Source organism: Halobacteriovorax sp. RT-2-4 (genome assembly GCF_047085445.1).
Lineage (GTDB): Bacteria > Bdellovibrionota > Bacteriovoracia > Bacteriovoracales > Bacteriovoracaceae > Halobacteriovorax_A.
Genome location: NZ_JBKIXY010000001.1, coordinates 1,225,237 through 1,241,766 on the forward strand (window position 1 = coordinate 1,225,237; position 16,530 = coordinate 1,241,766).

At 36.1% G+C, this 16,530-nt stretch carries 17 protein-coding genes; 8 read left to right on the plus strand and 9 right to left on the minus strand.

Annotated elements, in window-relative coordinates; genetic code table 11:
• Positions 1–23 precede the first annotated feature (23 nt).
• The gene (locus tag ACMAYL_RS05800) at positions 24–854 is read left to right on the plus strand and encodes a hypothetical protein (RefSeq protein ID WP_103216471.1); all 831 of its coding nucleotides are present in this window, start codon (positions 24–26) and stop codon (positions 852–854) included.
• Here the strand turns inward: ACMAYL_RS05800 and ACMAYL_RS05805 are convergent, their stop codons facing one another.
• From ACMAYL_RS05805 to clpS, 7 genes are all read right to left on the minus strand, one after another.
• Entirely contained in the window at positions 855–1,805 is a 951-nt protein-coding gene (locus ACMAYL_RS05805) for a hypothetical protein (RefSeq protein WP_392991013.1), read from the minus strand. It abuts the gene before it with no gap.
• A gap of 16 nt (positions 1,806–1,821) precedes the next feature.
• Positions 1,822–2,865 carry an aminopeptidase gene (locus ACMAYL_RS05810; RefSeq protein ID WP_412470859.1) on the minus strand — a complete coding sequence of 348 codons (1,044 nt, stop codon included), beginning with the start codon at positions 2,863–2,865 and terminating at the stop codon, positions 1,822–1,824.
• On the minus strand, positions 2,853–3,479 hold the full coding sequence (locus tag ACMAYL_RS05815; RefSeq protein WP_103216468.1) for a hypothetical protein: 627 nt from the start codon (positions 3,477–3,479) through the stop codon (positions 2,853–2,855). The genes ACMAYL_RS05810 and ACMAYL_RS05815 overlap by 13 nt, the downstream gene beginning before the upstream one ends.
• A 94-nt stretch (positions 3,480–3,573) precedes the next feature.
• Positions 3,574–5,079: a tRNA (N6-isopentenyl adenosine(37)-C2)-methylthiotransferase MiaB gene (gene miaB / locus ACMAYL_RS05820; protein ID WP_412470860.1), complete on the minus strand. Its 1,506-nt coding sequence runs from the start codon at positions 5,077–5,079 to the stop codon at positions 3,574–3,576.
• Positions 5,080–5,341: 262 nt separating this feature from the next.
• On the minus strand, positions 5,342–5,797 hold the full coding sequence (locus ACMAYL_RS05825) for a histidine biosynthesis protein HisIE (RefSeq protein ID WP_103216466.1): 456 nt from the start codon (positions 5,795–5,797) through the stop codon (positions 5,342–5,344).
• 379 nt (positions 5,798–6,176) lie between these two features.
• Positions 6,177–8,510: an ATP-dependent Clp protease ATP-binding subunit ClpA gene (gene clpA, locus ACMAYL_RS05830; protein ID WP_103216465.1), complete on the minus strand. Its 2,334-nt coding sequence runs from the start codon at positions 8,508–8,510 to the stop codon at positions 6,177–6,179.
• A 17-nt stretch (positions 8,511–8,527) separates the two neighbouring features.
• Positions 8,528–8,884, minus strand: coding sequence for an ATP-dependent Clp protease adapter ClpS (gene clpS / locus ACMAYL_RS05835; protein WP_255407607.1), 357 nt, complete (start codon positions 8,882–8,884; stop codon positions 8,528–8,530).
• A gap of 204 nt (positions 8,885–9,088) precedes the next feature.
• Between clpS and ACMAYL_RS05840 the strand changes: the two genes are divergently transcribed.
• The 6 genes from ACMAYL_RS05840 to ACMAYL_RS05865 all read left to right on the plus strand — a co-directional run bounded on the left by ACMAYL_RS05840 (position 9,089) and on the right by ACMAYL_RS05865 (position 13,673).
• On the plus strand, positions 9,089–9,508 hold the full coding sequence (locus ACMAYL_RS05840; RefSeq protein WP_158246760.1) for a TerB family tellurite resistance protein: 420 nt from the start codon (positions 9,089–9,091) through the stop codon (positions 9,506–9,508).
• Positions 9,509–9,559: 51 nt separating this feature from the next.
• A complete protein-coding gene (locus tag ACMAYL_RS05845) occupies positions 9,560–10,309 on the plus strand; it encodes an SH3 domain-containing protein (RefSeq protein WP_392991008.1) in 750 nt (249 codons plus the stop codon).
• Positions 10,310–10,412: 103 nt separating this feature from the next.
• On the plus strand, positions 10,413–10,931 hold the full coding sequence (locus ACMAYL_RS05850; protein ID WP_103216462.1) for an FxsA family protein: 519 nt from the start codon (positions 10,413–10,415) through the stop codon (positions 10,929–10,931).
• A gap of 9 nt (positions 10,932–10,940) precedes the next feature.
• Positions 10,941–12,161 (plus strand): threonine ammonia-lyase, encoded by a 1,221-nt coding sequence (gene ilvA, locus ACMAYL_RS05855; protein WP_412469859.1) that lies wholly within the window; start codon positions 10,941–10,943, stop codon positions 12,159–12,161.
• Between the two features lie 8 nt (positions 12,162–12,169).
• Positions 12,170–13,153 (plus strand): succinylglutamate desuccinylase, encoded by a 984-nt coding sequence (locus ACMAYL_RS05860; protein ID WP_412470861.1) that lies wholly within the window; start codon positions 12,170–12,172, stop codon positions 13,151–13,153.
• Positions 13,154–13,169: 16 nt separating this feature from the next.
• Complete coding sequence (locus ACMAYL_RS05865; RefSeq protein WP_103216459.1) at positions 13,170–13,673, plus strand: NADPH-dependent FMN reductase; 504 nt, start codon at positions 13,170–13,172, stop codon at positions 13,671–13,673.
• Between the two features lie 36 nt (positions 13,674–13,709).
• On the opposite strand, the gene ACMAYL_RS05870 is transcribed toward ACMAYL_RS05865, so the two are convergent.
• Both ACMAYL_RS05870 and ACMAYL_RS05875 read right to left on the minus strand, forming a co-directional pair.
• Positions 13,710–14,180 carry a hypothetical protein gene (locus ACMAYL_RS05870; RefSeq protein WP_103216458.1) on the minus strand — a complete coding sequence of 157 codons (471 nt, stop codon included), beginning with the start codon at positions 14,178–14,180 and terminating at the stop codon, positions 13,710–13,712.
• The gene (locus ACMAYL_RS05875) at positions 14,173–15,462 is read right to left on the minus strand and encodes a hypothetical protein (RefSeq protein ID WP_412470862.1); all 1,290 of its coding nucleotides are present in this window, start codon (positions 15,460–15,462) and stop codon (positions 14,173–14,175) included. Before ACMAYL_RS05875 ends, ACMAYL_RS05870 begins: the two co-directional genes overlap by 8 nt.
• Before the next feature lie 190 nt (positions 15,463–15,652).
• Between ACMAYL_RS05875 and ACMAYL_RS05880 the strand changes: the two genes are divergently transcribed.
• Positions 15,653–16,528, plus strand: a complete 876-nt coding sequence (locus tag ACMAYL_RS05880) for a trypsin-like serine peptidase (RefSeq protein ID WP_103216456.1) — start codon at positions 15,653–15,655, stop codon at positions 16,526–16,528.
• Positions 16,529–16,530: the final 2 nt, after the last annotated feature.

The following is a 16,530-nucleotide window of genomic DNA, read 5'->3' on the forward strand; positions in this document are numbered from 1 at the left end:
GGAAATGTAAGAACGAGGATTACATGAGAAAATTTATATTATTGGGAACTTTAGTACTCATGACATTAACGAGTTGTACTCAACCGACTAATTCTAGAGCTAATTATAATAACTCTAACGGAAATGGTTGGGATAACGGTAACTCAGGAAGCGGCGGAAATGGCGGCTGGGACTGGGGTAACGGTGGAAGTGACAGCGATGATAGTGGCAATAATGAGCAAACCGATAGTGGTGATGGTTATGGAGACGGTAACGAAGAAGGAACAGCTGATGGCGATGGCCAGACGACAAACTTCTACACTGTAGGAACTATTGTTCTTCGTGGTAGCTCACGTGTATCTTCTGGATCAAATGTGATGTGGTCTTCGACTTCTCTTGGAAATGGTCAGGCCATGCTCTATACAGACTCTCGATTTAATATTCGTGTACGTCCAAGAACAGCTCCTACACAGGGAACGACAGATGCCTATGGAGAAAAATGTCACTATAATCCACAACAATATAAGAAATTAAGAATTAAGTTATGTATTCGCGCTCAAGGTGAAAGCTGTGAATCAAATATGATTAGAAGTGTAACTTTTGGTGATATCGCAAACGAAGAAGTTTCGAAAGTTAAAGAGTTTTCTAGCTACTCACTTCCAACAACAACAGGCCCAATCATTGTGGATGTTCTTGATGTTCAATGGGACTGGTCTTGTCAGTTCTATTTAAATCAAGGTTATAGTCAAAGTAGCGCTGAAGTGAATGGTTACTGCCCAATGGCCCGAGTATGGGATAATGACTGTGTAGGCTTCGATCTTCAATTTTCAACTGACTATACAAAAGACTTTCCGGCTTCAGCTCCAAGAATGTAATTATCTAAATAATTCAAGTGCGAGGTTTCTTTTCATAGCAGAAGAAACCTCCACCATTAATCCCGGACACGTTACGTTTACTTCCGAAATCTTTCCACCAAGAATATCAAAAGCAATTAAATCAACTCCGTCGGCCATAAGCTTTTCGCAAATATGCTGACATTCTGCTTTTACTTCAGGATCTAATTCGACGGCAGAATACTTTGCTCCTTGAGCAATATTGGCAAGGAACTCGCCTTCTTTTGGGACCTTTAGGATTGTTCCCAGTTCGTTAGCACGATAGAAAATTGTGCGAATTTCACCTTCAATAACAGAAGCATCAAACTCTTGTACAACAACTGGCCCTTTAAACTCATCGCATTTGGCCTTAAAATGCCCTTCAAATCCGTCCAAGCCTACTTTTTGCACACCAATACCCTGATAAAGATCAAGAGGCTTTAAAATCAATTCTTGGACCCCACGAGAAGCAAGAGTTGCAACAAACTTTTTAGCACCAGCAAGAGAAGTTCCTACATAGCTATCAAGGCTAAGCTCTCTTGTATAGGCCGAAAGCTTTTCATTATGTTTCATAATTCCTAATGGATTATTTAAAACCTGAACACCATACATCTCAGTTAAGAAATTAAGCATCCAAAGGTAGCGCTGATAGCGCGAATCATATGGTGGATCAATTCTCATATGAATTGCTGTATTTGAATCAATTGAAACAACTTGTGAATCATCTTCTACTTTGAAATCTTCAACATAGAAACTTTCATTGATCTTTCCACTAATGCGGTAACAGTCAAACTGAATGCCATTAGCATTTTGGACAAAGAAGTCTTTTTCAAAAAGAACATAAACATCCTCGCCTCTTTCTTGCATCGTTAGAGCAATTAAGATTGTCGAATCTTTCTTTGTGACAAGTTTTTCAATTGGATCAATAAAGAATAAGTGTTTCTTGTTTTTCATATCAAGAAAGATAACATTAATTCAGCGATTTGAAATTAAAAAGATAGTCCTCAAAGCTACCTTCCACGTCATCTTCAAGGTACTTTTGATAGCGTTGTTCAATATTTGCAAAGAGTGCTTTTAGATCACCATTAAATCTCTTAGCATATTCGCCAATTTGAGACTGACTTTTCTCATAAGTCATAAAAGCTGCCAAAGATGCTGTGTTCCACTCCATTTTTGCAGGCCAACAATTTGTGACCTCAAGACTAGAACAAAGCATACTTAGTTCTTTGGGCATTGTTATCGTAAGATAATCTTTCTTCTTACTCTCCCAGGCATCTTGTTTAAGAATTTCCTTGAGGTTTTTAGCGTGAATCGTAACGGCCTTCTTGAGCTTTGCATTTAACTCGAGATTCTTGAAATATTTGACCAGTTCTTTATCATTCTTGTAATACTCAATAAGCATTTGCTCACCAAAGTAGTTGGCAAGGTTTTCATTTAGGTCGACTTCATTCTTAGCAAAGAAGATTGTATGAAATAGTTCATGAAAGACTGTTTCAGTTAAGCTGTACTTTCCATATTCAAAAAAAGAAGAAAGTATTGGGTCATTGAAATTTCCAAGTGTCGAATAGGCCAGTACATCTCTTGTATAAGTTTCATAACCGTCTCTTTCAAGCTCCTTTGCAAACTCCACTGCAGATTCCTCTTTGAAAAATCCAAGATAAGGAAAGCATCCATAGAAAGTGAAGCACTCTTTGCGGGCCTTTATCTCATTAGGTCTAGAAGCTATAACGAGATAAGTAACTGCACGAGATTTTAAAAGTGTCGTCTTAGAATAAATATCTGTAGTAGGCCTTTTCCAGTATTCATAGAAATACTTTTTATAGGTTTCGATTTGTTTAATTTTATTCTTATATTCTTCACTAACCTTCGGGTCTTTTAAGACATCCTGATTAGCTCGAGCACTCCAAAGAATATCAACTTGTCCTATGCCCTGCTCAGTTAGATAACTTATTTTGGCACAAGATAAACTCGTGAATAAAATTGAGAGAAGAAAAAGTCTGTTTAGAACAACCATGAGATCCCAGCATTGTAACTTAACTGATCTCTCGCTTGTTCAAATTCAAAAGCACGAAAGACCGTTCTTACTGAGCCCTTTATTGAGAAAGTTCTTGTTAGCATGACCTTTAAAGCAAATGCCCCAAACATTGCATCGTAACTAGACTTCTCTTTTCCGGACTTGATGAGATATTCGGTCGAAGTATCTAAGTCCTTAACTAAAGTTGTTGAATAAAGAGTATACTGCTGGCGACTCCAACCAAGAGAGATTAGCGGTTGAAGAAATGATTTACGACTTGAAAGAGCTTGTCTTATCCCGATACCAAAGCTTTGAGTTTTAATATTGGTGTATTCATTTTCAATTACAAGTCCTGTTGAAAGACCTGAGTTATCATATTTTCCGATAATTTCATTTTCTGACTGAGAAATATTAAGTTCGATACCTGTCTTTGAAAGAAAGTAGAAAGTAACAGAGCCTGCATACATACGAGTCGTTTCGTAAGACTCACGATCGAGACCAAAAATATTCTTCTTGTAATTAAAGTCGAGATCAAGTTCTGTTAAGGCCTGTGAATTAATCGTTAACAAAGCTAAGAACGTCATTTTGCAAAGTAAAAGTAAGCGTAATTTCATAATATCCCCAAAAAATACTCAAGGATATTTTACAACTTAGGAAGTTACTAATGCTTATTTAGGCAAAGAACTCCATTTCACTTCGTAATTACAACTACTTACTTAAGCGACGGCCATGATCTTGAAGTAGTTCACCCTGACAAGAAAGTGCAGTAGTCGACGTACACTTAACATCAACCCAGTGCCACTTAAGGTTTAACTCTTCATTTTCCTTAGGACCTTTAAAGTGAATCAGACGATTACAATTCGTTCTTCCCTTCCATTTAGTCTCGCCTTTCATTGTATTTGAGCCTTCGACTAATACGCGGTACTCATTACCAACCATCTTAGCGCGAATCTTTTCTTGAATAGCAAGTTGAAAAGCTTGTACTTCGTGAAGACGTGACTTACGAATCTCTTGAGTTAGGAAATCTTCCATCTTAGCTGCACGAGTTTTACTTCTTTGAGAGTAAACATATGAGTAAATGAAATCAAATTGTGCTCTTTCTAAAAGATCTAAAGTCTCTCTGTGTTCTTCATCAGTTTCATTTACGAAACCACAGATAATATCTGTCGAAAGAACGATATCTGGTTGAGCGGTACGTAGTTTTTCTAAAAGACCTAGGTAATGCTCTTTTGTGTACTCACGATTCATTCTTTGAAGAACTGTATTTGAACCAGATTGAACTGGAAGGTGTAAATGTTTTGATAATTTCTTTGCCGCCCCATGAGCTGCGATTAGATCATCAGATACATCGTAAGGATGTGATGTTGTATATCTTAAAATCTCTAGGCCATTGATTTGATCTAGATCCATAATTAAATCAGACAGACGCTCCCCATTTTCCTTTCCAAACGAGTTTACGTTTTGGCCAAGAAGCATCACCTCTTGAACACCTTGATATTCAACAAGTCTTCTTACATCCTCAACAATCTCGGCCTGCTTTCTTGAGCGTTCGCGTCCACGAGTATAAGGAACAATACAGTAAGTACAATATTTATCACAGCCCTTGATGATATTAACGAATGCTTGTGGAGTTCCATGATTAATTTTTGTTTCAATGGAAAAGTTACTAGAACGATCCCAAGTATTTACTGAAAATTTATCATCACCTGCATAAGTGCGATAAACCATATCGTTAATTGTATCAATTGTATCTGGACCAAAGGCGAAGTTTAGATGCTTGAATTTTTTTACAAGATCTTTTCCCTCTGTTTGGGCAACACATCCACCAACTCCAATAACCAGGTCATCACCTTTTTGCTGCTTTAGATGTTTAAGTTCACCTAATTGTGAATAAAATTTATTATTTGCTAGTTCTCTAACTGCACAAGTATTGAAAAGAACCAGACTGGCCTCTTCTAATTCTTCAGTATGAGAGAAATTTAAGTTTTTTAAGTGAGAAAGAATACGTTCAGTATCATGATAATTCATCTGACAACCGTAAGTTTTCATCCAAACCTTACGTGGAGGAAACGATACATCCCCTAGTTGAACAATGCGATCACCTGACTTTTCATCTATAAATGATGAAGCTACGTGATTTTGCTTACTTACGCCTAAACCAGTTGGAGAAATATCTGTTGTCATGAATTTTCCTTCTATCGCCTTTCTTTTCATTTTCCCTGCCCTACCTACGGGCAAAATGAGGAGATGAAATACATATAAGTAGCTGAAATAACGACAAAACCAAGGAAAATACTACAACGTTAAAAGTTGTAACATGTTGAAATCATTGAGTTCTTTTTATCGTAACAGCTGTAAAATCTGGCGATAATATGGTCTTTTTTTAGATGTTTTTAGGTGGAATGTAAATAGATTTGAAAATAAGAAGGCCCGCTATAAGCGGGCCCACTCATTATTGAATTAAGAAAAGTGCTTCTTACTTCTTTTTAGCAACTTTTTTTGTAGCTTTCTTAGCAGCTACTTTTTTAGTCGCTTTTTTTGCAGTTGCTTTCTTAGCTACTTTTTTTGTAGCTTTCTTTGCAACTTTTTTTGTAGCTTTCTTAGCAGTTGCTTTCTTAGCTACTTTTTTTGTAGCTTTTTTAGCTACTTTTTTTGTAGCTTTCTTAGCAGTTTTCTTTGCTGCTTTCTTTGCTACTTTCTTAGTTGCTTTCTTTGCTACTTTTTTAGTAGCTTTCTTTGCAACTTTCTTAGTTGCTTTCTTTGCTACTTTCTTTGTAGCTTTCTTAGCAACTTTTTTCTTAGTAGCTTTTTTAGCTACTTTTTTTGTAGCTTTCTTTGCAGTTTTCTTTGCTGCTTTCTTAGCTACTTTTTTTGTAGCTTTTTTAGCTACTTTTTTCTTAGTTGTCTTTTTAGTAGTTTTCTTAACTGCCATTGACATCCTCCTGGTTTTTTCAATACTTATGTTTATGGTAAACATAATTTTATTTGTGTGCAAATAAAAAATTACTTTTTGATAAGCATAAGCATCTTTTTTATTTCCCTATGTTCTTTTTTAACTTCGGATTAAATTTGAAATTACTTTACATTATTTTTAAAGAAAACGTCGAAACGAGCCGACAGCACGGCTTTTCATAAAAAGATAAAACATTCAAATCTTCCTGATAGACGTTAGTTTCGAGCTTACTCTTATAAAAAAATTAAGCGAAATTTTTTTTCATTTTTTTTTCAAAGAATAAGCAAAAACTGCCCTTTCAGGGCAGTTTCATCATTTAAAAAATGTAAGTTTGATTGTTTTTAGAATGTTAAAAAGATTAGAATTTCAATTTTAAGTCATCATTTTCAACGACGACTTCTATTTTTCCACCTTGAGTTAGACTTCCGAATAAAACCTCAGTAGAAATTGGCTTTTTAAGCTTCTGATCGATGATTCGAGCGATTGGTCTAGCACCCATTTTCTCATCAAAACCATTTTCTGCTAGCCAAATTTTTGCATCTTCACTTAAAACGATCTCAATATTCTTGGCCGCTAACTTAATTTCTAGTTGTGAAACGAATTTTTCAACAATTTTAACAATGTATTCTGTAGAAAGTTTCTCAAAATGGACAATTCCATCCAAACGGTTACGAAATTCTGGGCTAAAAAAGTTCTTAATGGTCTGATCTCTCTTTCCAATATTCTTTGAAGATGTCTTGGCAAGGCCAATAGAGCCACTATCCATCTCTTTTGCACCAGCATTTGTAGTCATAATAATGACTGTATTAGTAAAGTCTGTTGTTCTACCTTGTGAATCTGTTAGTGATCCATGGTCCATAACTTGTAAAAGAATATTATAAATATCGACATGGGCCTTCTCAATTTCATCAAGTAAAAGGACAGAATGTGGGTTTTTCTTAACAGCATCTGTTAATAATCCACCTTGATCATGACCAACATAGCCCGGAGGAGAACCAATTAACTTACTGACAGAATGTTTTTCCATATATTCTGACATATCAAAGCGTTCAAGGTGACAACCAAGCTGAATTGAGAGCTGCTTCGCTAGTTCTGTCTTACCCACTCCAGTCGGCCCTGCAAATAGGAAACTCGCAATAGGTTTGCCTTCATCACCAAGACCTGACTTAGACATATAGATGGCCTGTGATACTTCATCAACTGCATGATCTTGTCCGAAGATAAGCATCTTAAGATTTTTATTTAGATCCTTTAGCTTATCTTTTTCAGTAGTTTCAACTGTTATTTTTGGAATATTGGCCATTTTAGCGACAACATCCTCAATATCCTTCTTTGTAATTGAAGACTTCTTTTTATTTTCAGGTCTAATTTGGTTTAAAGCACCTGCTTCATCAATGGCATCAATCGATTTATCAGGATTTTTACGATCCATAAGATAGCGCGATGTTAAAGCAACGGCTTCTTTAATGACACTGTCCGAGATTTTAACTCCGTGATAAGACTCGAACTTTGGACGCAATCCTTTTAAGATAGCAATTGTGTCTTCATTTGAAGGCTCATCCACATCAATTTTTTGAAAACGACGATTAAAAGCAGGATCTTTTTCAATAAACTTTCTATGTTCTGCGTAAGTAGTGGAACCAATAATTCTAACAACTCCACGACTTAAGGCCGGCTTTAACAAGTTAGATGCATCCATACTACCACCAGAGGTAGCACCTGCACCCATCACGGTATGCATTTCATCGATAAAAAGTATGGCCTTCTTACCATCTTTATCTAAATTCTCTAGATCTTTGATGACACCTTTTACTCTTTGCTCAAAATCACCTCTAAATTTTGCACCTGCAACCAAGGCGGCCATATCAAGATTAAAGATAGTTGTTCCCTTTAAAATATCTGGAACTTTTTCTTCTACAATCCTCTGGGCCAGTCCTTCAACAATTGCTGTTTTCCCAACACCAGCTTCACCAACTAAAAGAGGATTATTCTTACGACGACGACAAAGAATTTGAACAATTCTTAAAGCTTCTTCTTCTCTACCAACAAGAGGATCTATTCGATTTTCTCTGGCAAGTTCATTCAAATTCACAGTGAACTTAGCTAAGAAAGAGTCGCCTTTCTTATTTCGTGATTGAGGCTCCTCGCCTTCAACATATTCAATGCGAGGAACTTCTTCTTCATCCTCAGGGCCAAGACCGTGTGAGATGGCCTTAACAATATCAAATCTTTCAATACCCTGCTTTTGAAGAGAGTAAAGTGCGAAACTTTCTTTCTCTTGGAACAGAGAAACTAATAAATTAATTCCTAATATCTGACTTTTTCCGCTTGATTGCACATGAATCGCGGCCCTTTGAATCACTCTTTGAAGTGACATTGATATTTCTGGTTGATAGACAATACCATTTTCTCGTGCCAACTCTCTTAACTCATCGTTAACGAATTGTTGTTTAGAAAGTGTTTCAATTTGATCATCTGATAGAATACTAAAATTTGAATCATCGTGGATAAATTCATTTAGCTCACTTTCAATTTCTTCAAGATCGCCACCACAATATTCAATTACTTCTCTTACATTTTCATCTGCAAGAAGAGATAAAAGAACATTCTCTAGAGTCAAATATTCATGCTTCAAAGAATTTGCTCTTTGAATTGACTCATTAATGATGGTTTCTAGCTTTTTTGACATCATTTATATTTCTCCTGTGCCTATTCAGGCTCAACAGTACAAAGCAGTGGGTGACCCTCTTTCTTTGCTTCTGACATAACCTTATTCATCTTTGTCTCAGCAACCTCGTATGAGTAGGTTCCACATACTCCTCGACCATTATTGTGGACATCTAACATTATCTTCATGGCCTCTTCTTGACTCCTGTTAAAGACATGCATCAATACCCAAATGACAAACTCCATTGTCGTATAGTCATCATTATGTAGGATGACATGATATTTTGAAGGCTTCTTTACCTTTACTTTATCTTCTAGTGCTACATCACCATCCTCTTGTGTACTAAAGATGGTATTCATTTTTCTAATGTCAATATCGCCAACTTCAAACTTATTCAAATTACTTCCTCGACTTTGCTAAATTTATTTTCTTTTTTTCCATTATCGCCTATCTGTGTTACTCTTTACAAGGTATATACGACTGAAAATCTCTAAAAAAGGTCCATAATGAACTTCTTCGAATTTTTCAAATCTCTGAAGGCCGATCACGAATCAAATTCGATTAATCAGATACATTCCTATTTAAATAAGAAATTTCCTACAATGAACGATGAAAGGAAAGTTATTATATCTTGTATTTGTGGATTACTTGCTCGTATTGCCTACTCTGATTTTCACGTTAGTCAGAGTGAGAAAACGAAAATGCAAAAGATCATTACAGGAATGACTCAATTAAACTCGCAAGAAGCTGAGTTAATAACTGAATACTCAATTGAAAAAATGAAAGAGCTCTCGGGCCTTGATACGAGAAGTTACTGTAAGCCTCTTGTGGATATCATGTCTCAACAAGAGCGCTACCAAGTCCTAAAGGCCCTATTTGCAATTGCTGCAGCTGACGGTGAAGTTGATAATGTTGAATCAAATGAGATTAGCTATATTGCCAATGCACTCGTTCTAGAAAAGAAATATTTCTTAAGCGCGCAAGCGGATGTGAAAGAGTATTTAAAAACTTTTCAAGTTTAAAACTATTCTCTACACTCTTTAAGTAATTAAAATTTATGACAAGGAAGTTTAATGAAAGAGAGTGTTGATTCTAAGAGAAATCTAGAAAACTCGTTAAAAAAAGCCGCACAATTTATGAATGATGATTTTCAAGGGAATTTCAACTTTTCAAGCCTGCTTGAAAAGAATGAGAAGAAAGCATCAAGTGGCCCAATTTCTAATCTATTACAATCCACAACACAAACGGTAATCGCCTCAGATGTTGAAACTCATGTAGCTAATATAAATAGAGAAGATAAGAAAGATAATCTCTATAAAAAGATCGAAGACCTAGAAAGAAGATTCGAAACAAAAGAAGTAAATGAAAAATTTGAAAGACTTGAGTCGCTTCTTCAATCTATTATCATTAATCAAAAGAATGTTCGTGAGCAAATTGAGATGAAGCCAGCTCAAGAAGCTGATTCTTCAAATCGCCAAAAAGATCAAAAGCCCCTTTATATAGCGGCTTCAATCATTGCGACTTCGCTATTGGTTAGTGCAATGATCTTTAAGTCTGAACCAAAGACACAAGTTATTACCAAAGAGATAGTTAAGCCAGTAGTAGCAGCTGTTGAAAAAAAATATCATACGCCAGTTAAGTATCTTAACCTTAGAGCAATCCCAAGCACAAAAGGTGAAAAACTAGAGGTTGTCGCACCAAATACACGCGTAGAAATCATAAAAACTGATGGTGATTGGGTTCAAATTGAATTCAAAAACTATCTTAAAGGCTCAACTCATAAAGGTTGGGTTTACGATTCAAAGAACTTAAAATCTATTTAATTTCAATAAGATAACAAGGGAATTTCGAGCTTTCGAAATTCCCAACCTTGACAATAATTTCTTTCATCCCATCTTATAGGTACACAAAAATAAATGAGGTACCATGTTTCCAATATTAGTAATGTTATTCACAGTTATTCCAGCAATTGAGATTTACCTACTCTTTTCGATAGGTGGTCAAATTGGTGGAGGAAATACTTTTCTACTAGTTCTGATTACAGGTGTAATTGGAGCAGCACTAGCGAAGTCACAAGGAGCGGCCCTTCTCGCAAAAATTCAAGGAGAACTTTCTCAGGGGCGAGTTCCAGCAAATAGTTTTATCCATGGACTACTTGTTTTTGGAGGTGGACTACTGCTCTTAACTCCGGGTTTTTTAACAGATGTTCTAGGTCTTTCAATGGTACTTCCGTTAACTCGCCATCTTTGGCTGATCTACCTAAAGAAGTTCTTTATGAGTTCAATCGAAAGTGGCAATGTTCAATTCTATTCATTTAAAAATGGTGGTGGTTTCTCGTCTTATTCTGGCAACGCCTATAATGCTCAGGCCCGTCATGAGGGGACTAAAAATGGCCCTATTCAAATTGATGAGAACACATTTGAAGTTGATTACGAAAAGAAGTAAGATCTCCTTATGACAACAACCAATGTAACGCTAAGTGATATTCAAGATGCAAGACTTGCAATTGAAAATCGTATTATAAAAACACCACTAACCTACTCGACAACTTTAAGTGAGAAGTTTGATTGCCAGGTTTATTTAAAGCTAGAAAATCTACAGTTAACTGGAGCCTATAAAATCAGAGGGGCCCTTAATCGTCTTTCTAAGCTTACAAAAGAGGAAAAAGATAAGGGAGTCATCGCATCTTCAGCAGGAAATCATGCTCAAGGTGTTGCTCTTGCGGCAAAGCAGCTTGGGATTCAAGCAACAATTGTTATGCCAGAGTCCACTCCTCTTGCAAAAATTCAAGGAACAAAGAAATTTGGTGCTGAGGTTATCTTACACGGAAATTTCTATGATGATGCTTATCAAAAAGCCTTGGAGATTCAAAGAGAATCCGGCCAGGTCTTCATCCATCCTTTCAATGATAAAGATATTATCGCAGGTCAAGGAACTATCGGTTTAGAGATTTTTGATGAACTACCAGATGTTGATCTTGTAGCCATTCCAATTGGTGGAGGTGGCCTTATCTCGGGAATCTCAACCGCCCTTAAAGAAAGTGGTAGCCGAGCAAAAATTGTGGGCGTTGAAGCAGTTGAAATGCCAGCAATGAAAACATCAATTGAACAAGATAAAATTGTTACAATTGATAAGAGAAAAACAATTGCTGATGGAATTGCTGTAACGACAGTTCTTGATAATACATTTAATACTGTAAAAAAATATGTAGATGAAATTGTAACGGTTAAAGAAACCGAAATTTCACATGCTATTGTTACACTCCTTGAGTATGAGAAGGTTCTTTGCGAAGGTGCTGGTGCAACTTCAGTAGCGGCCCTTTTATATGATCAATTCAAGGATATTAAAGGTAAAACAGTTGTCCTCGTCGTAAGCGGCGGAAATATTGATTTAAATATCTTAGATCGAATTATCGAAAGAGGTCTTATAACTTCTGGTCGCTCATGTTCGATTATTGTCAATGTTCCAGATACGCCAGGAACAATTGCTAAAATTTCTAATATTATTGGTTCTAAACAAGCTAATATTCTTGAAATTCACCACAATAGAGCATTTACGACTAGTGTACTTGGAGAAACAGAAGTTGAATTTTCACTTGAAACCAGAGGACATCTTCATATAAAAGAAATCGTTGATGAACTAACCTCAATGGGCTTTAGTGCAAAGAGAGTCTAGGAATTCTAATGAATGAATTAAATTTCTTAAAGCTTACTCGAAAAAATGAAAATGGACTTGCGCCAAAGTCATTTAATTCTAAATTTAGTGAATTTGAAATTCATGATACGGGTATTATTGAAGTTACGCCAAAGTCTATTGAGACAGATGATACTTATATTATTTCATGTGGAATTCACGGAAATGAAACGGCCCCTATCGAATTTACGAATGAGATATTAGAGAAAATATACAATGACGAGATCGTACTTACTTCCCCTACTCTTATTATCTTTGGTAATCCGAGAGCAATGAATATTGGTGAGCGTTTTAGTGAATATAATCTAAATCGCTGCTTTAACGGAGCCTATAAGAAGTTATCTGATAATTATGAAGTAAGAAGAGCCAATGTGATTGAGCAACGTTGCTATCAATTTGTAGCCAAGTATAAACAAAAACAGCTCTTTCACTTTGACTTACATTGCGCCTTAAAGAAGAGTGAAATGGAGCGCTTTGCATTAGTGCCAAAGTCTAAAGATCGTAAACGAGATGAAGAGTTTAATCTGGCCCTGGCCAATATGGAAGTTGAAGCATCTCTATTTTCACATAAAGAGTCGACAGTCTTTAGTTCGTTTACTTTCGAAAAATTCAATGCTTTTAGTGCAACAGTTGAACTTGGAAAAGTGTATCCTTTTGGCAAAAATCCAGAAGGTAAATTTAAAGCAGCACAAGAAACTATTGAAAAACTTTTAAGTTCAAAAGAACTCGTGCAGAAACCTTTTCCTAAAGCTTTTTCAATCTATGAATCAATCAATAAAGAATATGATGACTTTAGTTTCACATTTGATGAAGAAGAGAGCGCAAATTTTACGCCTTTTAAAAAAGGACATCATATTTTTACCCAAAATAACGAAGAGTACAAAGCTCCGGAAGACAATTTACGAATGATTTTTCCAAACTCTAAGGTTATCTTAGGGCAAAGAGCATTATTACTTATAAAAGAATTAGAATAACGAATCAGGAGAGAAAATGAGTGATTTTTTAATCGTCACTTCAAGTGACGGAATGAACCTTAAGATGGCAGATAAGATTCTTGAGCTAGCACAAGAAACGGGGAAGTCATTTGAAATCGTAAAACTAAGTGACTATAAGTTACCTCTATATACAGCTGAAGAAGAAAAGAATGGAATCCCGGCCGACGGTGTAAAGCTTACTGATAAATTTATCGCTGCAAAAGGATTTGTTTTCTTAACTCCGGAGTATAATGGATCAGTTACTCCTTCATTTATTAATGCAATTGCATGGATATCTCGCTCAGGTGGTGAATCTTGGCGTGAGGCATTTGTTGATAAGCCAGCAGTATTAGGAACTCACTCTGGTGGCGGTGGTCAATACGTTATTCAGGCAATGCAAAATCAACTGTCATTTATTGGTCTACATATTGTTGGACGTAAACTTCTAACAAACTACAGTAAACAATTAAATGAAGATGGTGCAAGAGATGCACTAGCTAGCCTAGTAAAGCTTGCTTAAATTTCTGATAAACAAAAAGCTCCGAAAGGAGCTTTTTTATTTCTTACATGATTTTAATAAAATTAATTTCTTTGCAGGCTCTATGACTGACGCACAACCATCACCTTGCTGTGCTCTTTTTGAGACATTAATGTAGAAACGAATGCTATCTTTCACGACACTCTTCTTCCCTTTTAAATCTTCTACATTAACAGAGTAATTTGCTTCATATGCATGAACATCTTTATCAATAAGCTTCACATCTGAAATCTTTATTGCTTTTTCTGACGTGGCCAAATATTGTAATGATTTTGGCGCATCGTAATCAGGGTCTTTATTGAAACGATAATATTTTTGATACTTTGATTTCAGACAATCATCTTTAGCACCATCTATTAACCTGATACCGCTCATCTCAATCTCTACTAATTGCGCTGCGACCTTTTTAACATCCTTATTAGATGGACAAATATCGTTAGCAAAAGCAAATTGAGCTAATATAAATGTAGCAAATAATAACCTAAACATTTTTTGCCTCTTTTAATTTGTCTTGAAGACACTGATTAATACAGCTCTCACCTTTAAGTTTTGCCGGTTCATCATAGTAGCATGCAGCGTCTTCAGAATTATGTCTTAAAATACTAAAACGTCCAGACATCATCTCATTTGAATATTCTTGTTCAGATAAAATCGCCTTACATGAGGCAACTGCTTGTGCTCTTAAATTAGCAAACATAGTCGAACGATGAGTTGCATGAGTTCTTGCATCAACTCTTGCCGGGCCATAATTCTTTAAGGCCCCACTATGAATATAAGTGAAATTAAAGTCACTGATTGTAATATCATCACATCGACCGAGTTCAGAAAACTTTCTAATGGCCAGAGGGTCTTCCCCAATCGTATCAACCATAATTACGTGGCTCCCCTTCACATTAATGATATCACCTGATCGAATTGAATATGGTAATTTAAACTTAACCGGCTTAATACATGAGTTCTTACTTCTAACAGTATCATGCAAAGAAGTTGTCGTTAGTGAACGATAGTCTCTATCGTTACTAGTAAACTTAAGCCCCTCTGCTGCATATGCTGCTGAGATGAATTCTGAACAATCAATTCCTGATGCCCTAGCACCTTCTCTTGATACCCCTTGGCCTCGAGTGAACAGGTTAATCTCATTACTGCGCAGTCCTTTACGTGAGCCATAACCGTAAACAGGTGGAACCTTAGTTGCATCAATACAACCCTCACCAGGATAGCCTGGGTCTTCATCAAGTTTTCTTAAAACCTCATGAGAACGAACCATTGCTCCTACATCATGAACAACTCTTTGCTTAAAATCTGTTCCATCGCTGAAAGTCGCTTCTTGAGTTGAAACACCACTTAAGCTAGGAGTGCGCGAATCAATAACTGTATCAATTGGCTCACATGACTGATAAATCGTTGCCAAGACTTTACGTGCTCCAATAGATCCTGTTCCAACACTTCTAACAAATGACCACTCTCGCTCATGATCAGTCATTGCACACTGTGTTCCTAGTGCACTGACATTGCCATTGATGTAATCTGTAATATCGTAAGAAGTTGGAAAGTTTGTATAATTATCAGTGAGGCCACGTAGGTCTTCATTAACACCCTGGCCTTCTTCTTCACGCACGACATCGTCTACAACATCAAGGATATCACTTTCACGTGAGACTCTCTTTGCCATTCCCTGTGCCTTTCCACTTAAAAAATCACCACTAGTTAACTGACATGATGTATTTAAGCTAGCTAAAAATATAAAAGTTAAAATTGTATTTTTCTTCATAAGTCTCTCATCTCAAGGACTTATCGGCTTCTCGTTCATTGAACTTTAGACGTAATTTTAGATAGTTATAAGCAAGCATAAATAATTTACATATAATGTAAGGATTTGTAATTTTTTATTGAGGGCCCTTTTCTGTACTTTTTAATGTGTCATTGATTTAATGCGCCACTCACATAATAAGGATAAATAAATGAACTTTTCACTTGCCCTGCTAGCTGCTGTTTTTACTGTTAACTTTTCAACGATGGCCATTGATAAAGTTGTTTACGGTGAAGATAATCGCCTTGATCAATTCGAAGTAACGGATCAAAACAAATTAGATGCTCAAATGTCTACTTTAGCGATGATCCCTAAGTCTAAATTAACAAAAAAGACTGAAAACACTTACCTTGCTGATGATTCAAAAATTGAATTATGTGATGGTGAGAGATTTAATAAGCAAGTTGATGTTGCTGACTGTTCAGGCTTTCTAGTAGAAAAAGATAATAAGCAGTATGTTGTAACTGCTGGTCACTGTATGACTTCAAAAGCAGACTGTTATGATAACTTTTGGGTATTTGATTATTCAAAAAAATCTCCAAAAGATGATGCTAGAACAATTCTAGAAAAAAATGTTTATAGCTGTAAGAGAATTGTTGCTCAAAGACTTGGACGCACAAGTGGTGAAGACTTTGCTGTTATCGAACTTAATCGTGAAGTAACTGATCGCAAGCCTCTTGAATATCGTAAAAGAGATGAAATCCAAAAAGGTGAACAAGTATATGTTATCGGTCACCCTTCTGGTCTACCATCAAAAGTTGCTGATGGTGCATTTGTTCGCAAGGCAAATGAATGGTTTAGTTTTTCAACTAACCTAGATACTTTTTCAGGAAACTCTGGTTCAGCAGTATTCAATGAAAAGACAGGTCTTGTTGAAGGAATCCTTGTTCGTGGTGATCAAGATTATAACTATAATCCAAGAAAACAGTGCTACGAAGCAAACAACTGTCACATGAACGGTTGCGGTGGAGAAGACGTTTTCAGAATCACAAGAATTCTATTCTTAAGAGATCCAGTTCAAGACTAATT

Coding starts and splice junctions, on each gene's coding strand:
- ACMAYL_RS05800 (WP_103216471.1), top strand. CDS start 24: ATGAGAAAATTTATATTATTGGGAACTTTAGTACTCATGACATTAACG.
- ACMAYL_RS05805 (WP_392991013.1), bottom strand. CDS start 1,805: ATGAAAAACAAGAAACACTTATTCTTTATTGATCCAATTGAAAAACTT.
- ACMAYL_RS05810 (WP_412470859.1), bottom strand. CDS start 2,865: ATGGTTGTTCTAAACAGACTTTTTCTTCTCTCAATTTTATTCACGAGT.
- ACMAYL_RS05815 (WP_103216468.1), bottom strand. CDS start 3,479: ATGAAATTACGCTTACTTTTACTTTGCAAAATGACGTTCTTAGCTTTG.
- miaB (WP_412470860.1), bottom strand. CDS start 5,079: ATGAAAAGAAAGGCGATAGAAGGAAAATTCATGACAACAGATATTTCT.
- ACMAYL_RS05825 (WP_103216466.1), bottom strand. CDS start 5,797: ATGGCAGTTAAGAAAACTACTAAAAAGACAACTAAGAAAAAAGTAGCT.
- clpA (WP_103216465.1), bottom strand. CDS start 8,510: ATGATGTCAAAAAAGCTAGAAACCATCATTAATGAGTCAATTCAAAGA.
- ACMAYL_RS05840 (WP_158246760.1), top strand. CDS start 9,089: ATGAACGATGAAAGGAAAGTTATTATATCTTGTATTTGTGGATTACTT.
- ACMAYL_RS05845 (WP_392991008.1), top strand. CDS start 9,560: ATGAAAGAGAGTGTTGATTCTAAGAGAAATCTAGAAAACTCGTTAAAA.
- ACMAYL_RS05850 (WP_103216462.1), top strand. CDS start 10,413: ATGTTTCCAATATTAGTAATGTTATTCACAGTTATTCCAGCAATTGAG.
- ilvA (WP_412469859.1), top strand. CDS start 10,941: ATGACAACAACCAATGTAACGCTAAGTGATATTCAAGATGCAAGACTT.
- ACMAYL_RS05860 (WP_412470861.1), top strand. CDS start 12,170: ATGAATGAATTAAATTTCTTAAAGCTTACTCGAAAAAATGAAAATGGA.
- ACMAYL_RS05865 (WP_103216459.1), top strand. CDS start 13,170: ATGAGTGATTTTTTAATCGTCACTTCAAGTGACGGAATGAACCTTAAG.
- ACMAYL_RS05870 (WP_103216458.1), bottom strand. CDS start 14,180: ATGTTTAGGTTATTATTTGCTACATTTATATTAGCTCAATTTGCTTTT.
- ACMAYL_RS05875 (WP_412470862.1), bottom strand. CDS start 15,462: ATGAAGAAAAATACAATTTTAACTTTTATATTTTTAGCTAGCTTAAAT.
- ACMAYL_RS05880 (WP_103216456.1), top strand. CDS start 15,653: ATGAACTTTTCACTTGCCCTGCTAGCTGCTGTTTTTACTGTTAACTTT.